We start from the raw sequence: 11,885 nt of genomic DNA on the forward strand, positions 1-11,885 counted from the left end.
GTGTTTGTGTACTTCAATACAAATACATCCTCTTTTTGTAGCAATATCTACTGAGTAGTGGTCAACAAAAATTGGTCACCACCATAAACTGTTCATGAAATAACCACCAAGATGCATTTTAGCTATTTGCAACTGCAATACCACAGCTATACGGCTGATAAGCGCAAAAATCCCGAAGACGCGGCATTGCCTCCTCAGGTGTAGTCGGTGGTGCAATGCAAAATTACTGGCCGCAAAAACATTTCCTGAATTGGATTTTGATTTCACGTTTCATGATTTAAAGGCAAAGGAAATATCCGATTTAGAGGGAACGCTCGAAGAGAAGCAAGCCATTTCAGGACATAAGAATACGGCTCAAACAGCAACATATGATAGAAAAACAGAAATCGTGCCAGTGGTAGGCGGACAGAAAAAGTGAGCTTTTATTCAGATTACCAAAATCATGTTAGGAAATGACGTTAGGAACATCTTAGGAATGAGATTTCAGGCACAAAAAAACCGCCCTTTTCAATGCATGTTTAAATGCATCATAGGATGGAGTGAATAAAGCGCCGCGATAAGCAAGAACGTATCAAACGCAAGATGTTTACTAAGCTGCGCACCACCCGTTATATCAAAAACGAATCCAACGCCGATGAAGCCGTCGTTACCCTTAGCGGTAAGGTCAATAATCTGGCGCAAGTGCATCACTACGGCTTGCGCGATAAAGTCACAAAGAACGGGCCAACAGTGAAATACGAATGCCGCCAGTTGCTAGGCTTTACTGACGGCGATAGTGAATGGATTGGGGATCTGGCATTAGAACACATCGCTAACTAGTTATTCCTGCTTAAGTTATTTATTTTTTCTCATTAAATAAAAAATCACTTTTGTCATTAGATATGACAGAATAAGAGCAAGAATAGCCATTTCGTAATAGAGCGCTATCAGAATATTCGTATTAAGAAAGTTAAAATAACTGATTGCATCGCCAAACTGATCGCTTGACAATACCAAGACTAGCACCTCTGGAATAAGGAAGGTCAAGATAACAAATAAAACGAGAAAAGTCCCAAATTTAGCCAATCGCATCATACAGCTCCTTTGTAGTATTTAAAATCCATAATTATAACGTATAGTACACGATTATTAACAATCAATGGAGTGCTAGTTAATGAATGCTTCTATTTATTTAAAAGAAAAGCCAAATGCAGATAGTATGTTATCACTCTCACTAGATCGTGGGATAAAAGGAACTATGAATTCTGCCAAGGGAACAATCGAGAGTGTATACAGTGGCGTAGAGAGAGCCAGTTGGTATACATCTTGTTTCTTTGAAAAATATGCGAGTGAATGTCAGGAGATAAAGGCTGAGGATGCAAGAATAATAAAGGCAATATCAGAGATATACAAAAGATCTGATGTTATCTTTGATATGATAAAGCTTTATGTCGAGTATGTCCTTGATAAATATACGCTGCGTGAGAATGCGCAGAGTTCTGCTTATCACTCATCCCATGTGGGTGCCAATCTCGCAGTTTCAATGGCTACAAAAAAATCAATGGCTTACTCTATAGCTAAAACGGTTTCTGGGTCACTCTCTGTATCGAATATTGTTCGAGCGGAAATAAATAAAAAAGGTTTGTTTTTAATTAATGCTGCTGATTTATATGGCAAAGTTCAGGAAGCTGCAAATCATTAACCTTGGATATTATAATTTATTACGAATCAATAATATAGAAATGCTTTATGTATATATCGATCCGGCTATTTCTAAAGCCATGGAGAAGATACGTTCGAACGCCAATTTAAGTTTTGACGAAATTGTGAATATACTTAATGGCATGGGAAGGTAATGAAAAGGATATTATATAATATATTATTTTCGACGATTCCATTTATTTTTATAGTTTTATTCGCAGTTTTCTATTTAGAATTCATTCCTAATCACTTTGGTAAGCTGACATTAGTAACAATTGTGATTGTATTTTTTGTATCATGTAAAATAATGCCTAATAAATATATCTAAAATCAAAGGATGACTGTTTACAGTCATCCTTTGATTAATTCATGTAATAAATAGCTCTTCCTTTCTATTATCCTACCCAATACCTCTTATTTTTTCCTTTGTGCCATCCCTCACACAAAACCCATCACATGCCCCGCGCGCCCGTAGACGGCACACTGGTCGCATTAATATCCTCATTGCTGGTCTTAAACGCCTGTTGGCTAACATTATCCGTATTGGTATCGTTTCCGACGTCGATCTCACCAACGGATTATGCCGGGTCAGAATAGGCAACCTTGAAACCGATTAGCTCAATTGGTTAACCCTACGCACTGGTCGGGTGCGTTTTTGGTCTGCGCCGTCAGTGGGTGAGCAAGTTATGGTGCTCAGTATCGGCGGTGAACTCACCACCGGCTTTGTGCTGTCCGCCATCTTTTCGGATGCTAATTCCGCACCGTCACAATCGGCGGATGCTGTGGTGATCATTTTTCCTGATGGTGCTCGCTTTGAATATGAACCGGAAACCAGCCACCTGACAGTAACCGGGATCGCAACGGCAGTGATTGACGCCAGTAAATCGGTGGATGTTATCGCCCCCAATATCACCTGTACTGCCTCGGTAAAAATCACACTGTAGCGGCGTTAAAACATTACCGCGTCGCGTTAATGCGCATCAACACCAGCGCTGCGCCAGAGATTGACTGGCCGGAGTTGCCGCAATAAGGGGTGATTTTAATGGGGAAATTTTTGTCCTAATTTGGGATTAAGTCTGTGCTCAATAGAGACTCATGGAGCTAATATTGTATTCAGTGAAAACGCTATGAAACTCCTTTAATTACACCTGTAACTCGTTATTTTAACGTGGGAAAATGTTTGTCCTAAAGTGGCGTTGCCTAATTGCTCGACAGAATCTCATCGGGTTATAGTCACACCGCAGCGGTAAAATCCTTTACCGGATTTGGCAGTCCGGCATAGACCAAAGCGCATGATATAGATACGGTTACATGGTAATAAGCAAGAAATGGTGAGCTGGGTGGGGGCATTGCAAGATGCACCGGTTTCTTGGTGGCCGGTAGTTCCAACCTCGCTCAGTTCACCACCCATAGAGATGAAAATCTCAAGATGGTGAGTATCAACACCGTCAACTGAGAAAGACTAATAGCAACTCGGCATAGTACAAGGAAGCACTGATGGCAATTGCAGAATCACTTGAACTAGAAGGCTATCTGAAAGGATACACTGAAAGCTATCAGGAAAGTCAGCGGGAGACGATACTGAAAATCGCCCGGTCTTTACTGGCCGAAGGTGTTGATCGCACTCTGGTAAAGGAAGTCACTGGCCTACGTGATGAAGACCTGACGCAATAACGCGTTAACCCCCATTCTAACGGGCGATGTTGTGTTAGACGTTGCCTTATTTCTGCCAGTTTTTCGCACCCTATTTATTCCGCTCTGTGATTGTTTTTTCTCTCTTATTCATATCGATAACTCATTATTTTAAATAGAAAAAATGTTTATCCTAAAGTGGTACGGAGTGATTGTTCACACTGATCCCCATGACTATTATCGCCCGATGAAAACGACCCCTACACCCCATGATGCACTTTTTAAGAATTTTATGACCCCAGCCCGCGACGGCGTGTGACCTGCTGGAGTTCCATTTACCGCCTGAATTGCGGCAACTTTGTGACCTGAGCACCTTACGGCTGGAATCTGGCAGTTTTATTGAAAACAACCTGCGTGCTTGTTACTCGGACGTGCTCTACTCGCTCAAAACGACTGCGGGGGACGGTTATGTTTACGCCCTCATTGAACATCAAAGCTCCCCTGATAAACACATGGCTTTTCGCATGATGCGCTACGCTATTGCCGCCATGCAGAGCCACTTGGAAGCGGGGAACGACCAGTTGCCGCTGGTCATTCCCATGTTGTTCTATCATGGCATGGTCACGCCGTATCCGTATCCCATGAGCTGGCTGCATGCCTTTAACCAACCCGCACTCGCCGGGAGGTTGTACAGTCGTGACTTCCCGCTGATCGATGTGACGGTAATCCCCGATAACGAAATCATGACCCATCGACGCATTGCTCTGCTGGAACTGTTGCAAAAACATATTCGTCAGCGTGAGTTATCTGAATTATCGGATCAACTGGTCATGGTGATAGCAAGTGGTTACACTACAGAAGATCAACTAAAAGCGGCGATAAATTACATCATACAGGTTGGTGATACGGCAGACCCAGAAGCGTTCCTCCGCAGCCTGGCCAACCGCTTACCGCAGCACGAGGAGTCACTGATGACAATTGCACAAAAACTGGAACAAAAAGGTGAAGCCAGAGGCGAGAAGAATGCCACTCTGAAAATTGCCCGAACTATGTTAGCCAATGGTCTTGACCGTGCCACAGTAATGAAAATGACCGGTCTAAGCGATAAAGAACTGGCACAAATTTGCCATTAAGTTGCTAGCTAAATCCCTACTTTTAACAGGCGATGTTGCCTTAAACGTCGTCTGTTTGCGCTGTTTATTACCCCTTTCCCTTTTTCTTCCTTACTACTTGTTACCTCTTCCATCGTTTAAAGCATCACCGCGATAACTCACTATTTTTACAGAAAAAATGTTTGTCCTAAAGTGATGCTGGCTGATTGCACGGTAGAACGTCGCTGGGCTATAGTCACGCCGCAGCGGCAAAATCCGCTGCCGGATTTGACAGTCCGGAATTCATTGAAACGCACAACCGTAGTTTCGGCTATTATGTGCGGGCACAGTGACACCTGTAATAAGTAAGCAATGGTGAGCTGGGCGGGGGCATCGCAAGATGCGCCGGGTTCTTCGATGACCGGTCTGTCAACCCCGCCCAGTTCACCACCCATAAGAAATTGACAGTTCTTGGTGGTGATAATTGTCCCCATCGAAGAGGTAGTCATCATGGATCTGACGACTAAACACCTGTCATTATTGACCTGCACTATCGTTGCTATTCCCACACCTGTTGCTTCATCTGCCCCTCTGCTGCCGGAGGTGCGCTATGTACGATGACACTCCCCGCGAAGTAGAAGAACTTATCGACCACTGCCGTGCGCTGATTTACGCCATCGTGACAACTGATCGTGATGATGCTAAAGAGGTTCTTTCTCTTATTTTGTGGCAGCAAATTGATGCGTTACGCAGTACTTATCTGCGGGATAGTGAGGAGCCGCTCGAAGTGGCTTAATTTGTTTTAACGCCCCATTAATCATCGGATAGGCCGCCATAGAAATGAATTGACAGTGAACCTATCCGCAATAGCCTTGAAGCTGTAGGAGTTGAGCTGTAAATACAACGATATTTAAGGGTTATACTGCAAAAATCGGCTACAGCACGGCACACCAATCCCTGATTGGCATAGTAATAATACTCGTGATGTAGTCGGTTTTCATGCCGATAATATCGCTGATCTGCGTATCTGGTTTTTTGTGTCATCCCTCACACAACCACCACCACCTGCCCCGCGCGTAGTAATCCGGCATCATAGCGAATGAACGCTTAACCGGAGAAAACCGCATGTCTGCAACCGATTACCACCACGGTGTGCGCGTCATTGAAATTAGCGAAGGCACTCGCCCGATCCGCACTGTCAGTACGGCGGTGGTCGGGATGGTCTGTACCTCCGATGATGCTGACGCCACCCTGTTTCCACTCAATACCCCGGTATTACTCACCGATGTGCTGGCCGCCAGCGGCAAGGCCGGTGAAACCGGCACATTGGCCCATTCACTGGATGCCATCAGCGACCAGACCAAGCCACTCACCGTAGTTGTTCGTGTGGCACAGGGTGAAACCGAAGCTGAAACCACATCCAATATTATTGGTGGATCCACGCCGGATTGTCGTTATACCGGTATGAAAGCGCTGTTAACCACGCTCATGCCGTGATTGTCCCGGCTTATGCCGCTTCCAGCCATCACTCGCATGTTCAGGCTTATGCTTATCACAGTAGCCCGTTATATCAATAGTTAGAGCTGCGCAGCCGCTGTGCCTACAGGGCTTCTTTATTCTTGGGGGCATCATAACATCTGGTGTTAGGTGCAGTAGCTCGAACGGTCAGTGGTAGTATGACGGCAACCATGCTTACATCAGGCTCGCGGTCGCGGTATTGTGGGTGGCATGGTATTACTCAAAATAGAAAAGCCTCGGGCTATGCCGAAGCTCTGAAATACTTGCTAAGATGTCTCGATGGCTTGGTATTACTATTTCTTTTAACGAGTTTTTTGCATGCATATTGATACAAAGTATCGACTATTTCTATTCATCTATCTAACAGCAGCCTATGCTGCCGCTATCCCAGCAATGTATCTGGTACTAGATCTGATTATTGGTGGTGATCTGGTTGATATATGGAAAGGTGAATACTCATTTTTTAAGTTTCTTACAAACCGAAAAATAACTTGTTTCAAGCTTTCTGCTGTCGGGGGCTTGATGGGACTAGCTTACTGGTTAGCTTTCTACAGAAAGTACAGATACTTCGATCCACTAGATAAATATTTCAAATGAAAAGCCACCAGCTTATAAGGCCAGTGGCTTGGATTGTTCGTTAGATGACAGCGCTCAGTATAGTATACTATACCGTTCGAGGAGTACCGCCTTTGCCACTACAACTAGAGAAGAGAATGCCTAAACGCCCTACATCAATCAACGATCTGGGATTTTGTATTATTGATGATGTGAACAGTCTTTAGCTTCCATGATGGAAAGCATTGCAGGGGCGGTAATCTGCATTATGTGGTCATGCTCAACTACCAAGATACTCTTTTCCTTCTTCCTCTCATTCATCAGGCGACTGCCAATAGTACCTTTCAATTTTGACCGAGTTTCTTTAATAGCAAACCGATGCTGCATTTCCTCACCGATAGACATGCGGCGATTTAGTTGCTGGAGAATGGTATATTTATACAACAGAGCAAAACTGGCATTGCCCAAATTAAAGCTTGGGCACCTAGGCTGCATGAGTCTATACGGCAGGCGGGTACCCTTCCTCTAAACCACGGTGTTATGAGTATCTATTTGTTACACCAGCAATCGGGATCACGCTTCACCCGCGATAGTTTTAACGCACACTGGATGAAAGCAAAAAAAGCGGCTGCTGTGAAATATCCAGAACTGGAGTTTAATTTCACGTTCCATGATCTGAAAGCAAAAGGTATCTCAGATCTAACTGGTTCGCTATATGACAAGCAGGCAATCTCTGGGCACAAAAACGCATCACAGACCGCAAGATATGATAGAAAAATTAATATTGTTCCAGTTGTGGGCGGGCAAGATGTGGCGAAGTGATATGGCGAAACAATGGTGAAAGGTGATTTTAGGCACAAAAAAACCGCCTCTCGGCGGTTAACGACATACTCATACTACTTTGTTTTACTTAGAATATTTTCCATGGTGCCCGGGGCGGGACTTGAACCCGCACAGCCATAAGCCGAGGGATTTTAAATCCCTTGTGTCTACCGATTTCACCACCCGGGCTCTGGAAAACTGGAGGCGCGTCCCGGAGTCGAACCGAGGTAGACGGATTTGCAATCCGTAGCATGGCCACTCTGCCAACGCGCCTTATTCTTCTTTGCCTTTACAGCTTAGGTCCGCTTTTAAGCCAACCTATTAATTTGGAGCGGGAAACGAGACTCGAACTCGCGACCCCGACCTTGGCAAGGTCGTGCTCTACCAACTGAGCTATTCCCGCAACATCAGAACTTACTGATTCTTTTGCTATCTTTCGACATTTGGTTGCTGCCGTCTGATGCGATGCATTCTACTTACCTGACGCAATGAGTCAATAAAATTATCTGACTAATGTGTTCGTTTGCTGCTTTTTGCGGCGCTTCGATCAAGGTTCGAGCAAATCATTCCAGGCAGCGTTTAAATATTGAAACATTGACCAGAATGTCAGTACCGCAGCAATGTAGAGAAGAACAAAACTGGCAAGCTCTATGTTATGGTCTGGACGCCAAAGTAACCCCACCAAAGATCCCATTTGAGCCGTTGTCTTCACTTTACCAATCCATGATACCGCAACACTGCTGCGTTTACCGATTTCAGCCATCCACTCACGCAGGGAAGAAATGATAATTTCACGGGCAATCATCGTTGCCGCCGGTAGAGTGATCCACCAGACATGATAATGCTCAGCAACCAACACTAATGCGATGGCAACCATAACTTTATCCGCTACAGGGTCAAGAAAAGCCCCAAAACGGGTAGTTTGTTTCCAGCGGCGGGCTAAAAAGCCATCAAACCAATCGGTTGCTGCTGCAAACACAAATATGATGGCACAAACCATCGGAGCCCAAACGAATGGCAAATAAAACGCCAGAACGAAGAATGGGATGAGTACAACACGAAACAGGGTAAGCCAAGTCGGTATATTCAATTGCATAATGCTACGATAACTATCTGGCTGGGGTGGATATTATGAGTATGGTGCAACATTAGCCTCAGTGTTTCAATGCATTGTAGATCTTTTCTGCCAATGCTTGTGAAATACTCGGCACTTTTGCAATTTCCTCGACGCTCGCATTAAGTAAAGGTTGCAGTCCCCCCATATACTTCAGCAAAATTTGCCGCCGTTTAGGGCCAACTCCCTCTATCGTTTCTAATGCACTGGTATTTTTTACTTTAGAACGACGCTGTCTATGTCCGGTTATCGCATGATTATGCGAGTCATCACGAATATGTTGAATCAAATGCAATGCTGGTGAGTCTGGCGGCAACGAGAAACCCTCCCCTTGAGCCTCCAGAAACAATGTTTCCAACCCTGCTTTGCGATCACTGCCCTTGGCAACACCAACCAATAAAGGCTTTTGCTTATCCCAAGGAACAGTAAGAGAAGCAAATACGTCAAAAGCCTGAGATAACTGGCCTTTCCCGCCATCAATAAAAATAACATCAGGAATTTTTTTGTCATCTAATGCCTTACCATATCGGCGCTTAAGCACTTGAGACATAGCCGCATAATCATCACCGGGCGTTATACCACTAATATTGTAGCGCCTATATTCCGAACGTACAGGACCATTTGCATCAAATACGACACAAGACGCAACAGTCTGCTCTCCCATCGTATGGCTGATATCAAAACACTCCATACGGTTGATCTCATCAATATTAAGAATCTTAGCTAGCTCTTTCATTCGCTGATGTATTGTTGACTGCTGTGATAAGCGAGTTATCAATGCGGTTGAGGCATTGGTGCGTGCAAGTTTAAGATAGCGTGCTCGGTCCCCCCTCGGGCGGCTTTGAATCTGAATTTTTCTTCCGGCCAGCTCAGAAAGTGAGGAGGCCAACAGATCCTTTTCCTCAAGGGTGAAATCCAGCAAAATCTCACCAGGAAGCGTTCGCCCTTGACTTCCTTGCAAGTAAAATTGCCCGACGAAGGTCTGGACCACTTCGCTTAGTTCAGTCCCTGCGGGAACTTTTGGGAAGTAACTTCGACTGCCCAGCACTTTTCCTTGTCTGATAAATAGCACATGAACGCAAGCTAATCCGGCATCAAACGCCACACCGATAACATCCAGATCTTCACTGTCGCCAGAAACAAACTGCTGTTCCGTAACACGCCTTACAGCCTGTATTTGATCTCGAATACGTGCCGCATCCTCGAAATGTAACAATTTACTGGCTTCTTCCATACGGGAAATCAGTTGTGTTAGCACCTGTTGGTCTTTGCCCGAAAGGAACAAACGCACATAATCGACCTGACGTTGATACTCGTCATCACTCACCAACCCCGCGACACAGGGGCCAGAACAGCGGCCAATCTGATACTGTAGACAAGGCCGTGAACGGTTGCGGTAGACACTGTTTTCACACTGTCTTACTGGAAAAAGTTTTTGCAATAATGCTAATGTTTCGCGGACAGCATAAGAGTTTGGGAACGGACCAAAATACTCCCCCTTCTCATGCTTAGCTCCACGGTGAATTGCTAAGCGCGGATGAGTATCCGCACTCAAGAAAATAAGAGGATATGACTTATCATCACGCAACAATACGTTGTAACGAGGCTGATAAAGCTTGATATAGTTATGCTCAAGCAGTAATGCTTCCGTTTCAGTATGCGTCACGGTCACATCAATTTGAGCAATATTCTTAACCAAGGTCTCCGTTTTTCGGCTGGCAACCTGAGCACGAAAATAGCTCGTCAGACGCTTCTTAAGGTCTTTTGCTTTACCAACATAAATAACTGTCCCCGTTTTATCATACATACGGTAAACGCCAGGCTGGCTGGTGACAGTTTTCAAAAACTCTTTAGAATCAAAACAATCAGTCACTATTAGACAACGTCTCCGCGTTAAACAGACCGTGCCGAATGGCCAGATGGGTCAATTCAACATCACCACTAATATTAAGTTTGCTAAACATCCGGTAGCGATAACTGTTCACCGTTTTCGGGCTCAGATGAAGTTGCTCCGAGATGTCATTCACCTTTTGCCCTTTTGTGATCATCAGCATAATTTGTAACTCACGCTCTGATAAACAACTAAAAGGCGTCTCCACCGGAGGTTCCAACTGGCCCAGCGCCATCTGCTGTGCAATGTCAGAAGCTATGTAACGTTGCCCCGAATGAACAGCACGGATCGCCGTAACAACATCCTGAGGTGCCGCACCCTTGCTCAAATACCCACCGGCGCCAGCCTGCATGACTTTTGCGGGCAATGGGTTTTCAGTATGGATAGTTAGCATAATAACTTTAGTATCTGGAGAAAAACGCAAAATCTTGCGGGTTGCTTCCAACCCGCCGATACCGGGCATATTCATATCCATCAAAACGATATCGACAGCGTGGCTACGGCACCATTTTACCGCATCTTCACCACACTGCATCTCGCCCGCTATTTTGATACCCTTGATATCTTCAAGAATGCGTCGAATCCCTGCGCGCACCAGTTCGTGGTCATCAACAAGAAGAACGCTAATCAAAGAAAATTCTCCAAAAATAAGGGAGTAACCTAATCACGCTATGTTTACGACAATGATATTACTTGTTTTCGGCCAAAGAATGAATACAGAATAATTGCAAATTCATATCTATATTGTTTGACAGATATTATTTTTATCATCATTTTGACTATGTACATAAAATCGCTGACTTATCAATTAACGACATGATAAAAAAGAAAAGTTTTTTTGAGAGTTTTCTTGGCACAGCACCGTTTTTCATAAAAATGCTAATTGCTGACATTCTGAAAATTATTTTCACGAAAAAAAGCACAACATATTGATACCACACAGGATCGGCTATTTCTACGCTATAGGAATTATTCTTAGTTTTGTTTATTTATTGTTTATCTCATATTCACTCTCAAAATGAGTGATTTTTTGACACCAATTATGTATTCAGAAATGATATGATTTTTATGAACAAATCTTACTTAATTAAGATAATACTCACATGATCGTAGGAATCATCGTTCAAGCATTCACCTCCCTGCCCGCCACCAACCCAGTTTTTAACCACGAAATAAAGATTGAGCACAGGTTATCAAAGCTGACCATCAGTTTATGATATAATGGTATAACTGTTTAATAATGCCGCGAATGTTCACTGCGATGCTGGGTTAACCCAAATCACTTTGTCCACAGGCAAGCTCTCACTTCAGGAAAAAAAATGAGTAATCCAGACTTTACCACTTCTGCTGACCCAGAAACTTTAGCAAATGAAGTTGCGTGCTTGAAAGCAACATTAACGCTAATGCTAAAAGCGATCGGCCAAGCCGATGCTGGGAAAGTAATCTTGAATATCGAACGTTCCATTGCCGGTATCGAAGACAGTGCTCAAGCTGAAGTTTTCACCAATACCCTTGCGCAAATCAAAAACGGCTATCGTCAATAAGCAACAAGATGCAATAGTCCTATTCTATTATGCTGCCA

At 44.1% G+C, this 11,885-nt stretch carries 10 protein-coding genes, 3 tRNA genes and 6 pseudogenes; 12 read left to right on the top strand and 7 right to left on the bottom strand.

Going from position 1 to position 11,885, the window contains the following annotated elements:
- Window positions 1-226 precede the first annotated feature (226 nt).
- From A6J67_RS23695 to A6J67_RS16360, 10 genes and pseudogenes are all read left to right on the top strand, one after another.
- A pseudogene (locus tag A6J67_RS23695) lies at window positions 227-418 on the top strand (integrase); the annotation flags it as partial.
- 164 nt (window positions 419-582) lie between these two features.
- A complete protein-coding gene (locus A6J67_RS16305; RefSeq protein ID WP_072088637.1) occupies window positions 583-819 on the top strand; it encodes a phage virion morphogenesis protein in 237 nt (78 codons plus the stop codon).
- Window positions 820-1,153: 334 nt separating this feature from the next.
- Window positions 1,154-1,681, top strand: a complete 528-nt coding sequence (locus A6J67_RS16315) for a hypothetical protein (protein ID WP_226967846.1) — start codon at window positions 1,154-1,156, stop codon at window positions 1,679-1,681.
- A 490-nt stretch (window positions 1,682-2,171) separates the two neighbouring features.
- Window positions 2,172-2,621, top strand: a pseudogene (locus A6J67_RS16320) (phage baseplate assembly protein V); the annotation flags it as partial.
- Window positions 2,594-2,710: a tail fiber assembly protein gene (locus A6J67_RS16325; RefSeq protein ID WP_226967903.1), complete on the top strand. Its 117-nt coding sequence runs from the start codon at window positions 2,594-2,596 to the stop codon at window positions 2,708-2,710. The pseudogene A6J67_RS16320 and the gene A6J67_RS16325, both read left to right, overlap by 28 nt.
- A 467-nt stretch (window positions 2,711-3,177) precedes the next feature.
- On the top strand, window positions 3,178-3,354 hold the full coding sequence (locus tag A6J67_RS23510) for a hypothetical protein (RefSeq protein ID WP_005184841.1): 177 nt from the start codon (window positions 3,178-3,180) through the stop codon (window positions 3,352-3,354).
- Between the two features lie 205 nt (window positions 3,355-3,559).
- Window positions 3,560-4,445: pseudogene (locus tag A6J67_RS16330) on the top strand (Rpn family recombination-promoting nuclease/putative transposase).
- 568 nt (window positions 4,446-5,013) lie between these two features.
- Entirely contained in the window at window positions 5,014-5,199 is a 186-nt protein-coding gene (locus A6J67_RS16340; protein WP_050297490.1) for a hypothetical protein, read from the top strand.
- A 329-nt stretch (window positions 5,200-5,528) separates the two neighbouring features.
- A pseudogene (locus tag A6J67_RS16350) lies at window positions 5,529-5,885 on the top strand (phage tail protein); the annotation flags it as partial.
- 354 nt (window positions 5,886-6,239) lie between these two features.
- Complete coding sequence (locus A6J67_RS16360; RefSeq protein WP_050297491.1) at window positions 6,240-6,518, top strand: hypothetical protein; 279 nt, start codon at window positions 6,240-6,242, stop codon at window positions 6,516-6,518.
- Window positions 6,519-6,677: 159 nt separating this feature from the next.
- Here the strand turns inward: A6J67_RS16360 and A6J67_RS16365 are convergent.
- Window positions 6,678-6,896: pseudogene (locus A6J67_RS16365) on the bottom strand (Rha family transcriptional regulator); the annotation flags it as partial.
- On the opposite strand from A6J67_RS16365, the pseudogene A6J67_RS16370 reads away from it, so the two are divergent.
- Window positions 6,894-7,298: pseudogene (locus A6J67_RS16370) on the top strand (integrase); the annotation flags it as partial. The pseudogenes A6J67_RS16365 and A6J67_RS16370 sit on opposite strands and share 3 nt — an antisense overlap.
- 103 nt (window positions 7,299-7,401) lie before the next feature.
- Here A6J67_RS16370 and A6J67_RS16375 read toward each other — a convergent pair.
- The 6 genes from A6J67_RS16375 to uvrY all read right to left on the bottom strand — a co-directional run bounded on the left by A6J67_RS16375 (window position 7,402) and on the right by uvrY (window position 10,934).
- A tRNA-Leu gene (locus A6J67_RS16375) sits at window positions 7,402-7,487 on the bottom strand.
- A gap of 10 nt (window positions 7,488-7,497) precedes the next feature.
- Window positions 7,498-7,571: transfer RNA gene (locus A6J67_RS16380), tRNA-Cys, on the bottom strand.
- A gap of 54 nt (window positions 7,572-7,625) precedes the next feature.
- A tRNA-Gly gene (locus A6J67_RS16385) sits at window positions 7,626-7,701 on the bottom strand.
- A gap of 144 nt (window positions 7,702-7,845) precedes the next feature.
- Entirely contained in the window at window positions 7,846-8,394 is a 549-nt protein-coding gene (gene pgsA / locus A6J67_RS16390) for a CDP-diacylglycerol--glycerol-3-phosphate 3-phosphatidyltransferase (protein WP_005189490.1), read from the bottom strand.
- Between the two features lie 58 nt (window positions 8,395-8,452).
- Window positions 8,453-10,285, bottom strand: coding sequence for an excinuclease ABC subunit UvrC (gene uvrC, locus A6J67_RS16395; protein WP_032907175.1), 1,833 nt, complete (start codon window positions 10,283-10,285; stop codon window positions 8,453-8,455).
- A complete protein-coding gene (uvrY, locus tag A6J67_RS16400; RefSeq protein ID WP_032907172.1) occupies window positions 10,278-10,934 on the bottom strand; it encodes a UvrY/SirA/GacA family response regulator transcription factor in 657 nt (218 codons plus the stop codon). The genes uvrC and uvrY overlap by 8 nt, the downstream gene beginning before the upstream one ends.
- A gap of 688 nt (window positions 10,935-11,622) precedes the next feature.
- Here uvrY and A6J67_RS16405 point away from each other — a divergent pair.
- Complete coding sequence (locus A6J67_RS16405; protein ID WP_005189477.1) at window positions 11,623-11,847, top strand: DUF2594 family protein; 225 nt, start codon at window positions 11,623-11,625, stop codon at window positions 11,845-11,847.
- Window positions 11,848-11,885: the final 38 nt, after the last annotated feature.

This window comes from Yersinia sp. FDAARGOS_228 (assembly GCF_002073315.2).
Taxonomy (GTDB): Bacteria; Pseudomonadota; Gammaproteobacteria; order Enterobacterales; family Enterobacteriaceae; genus Yersinia; species Yersinia intermedia.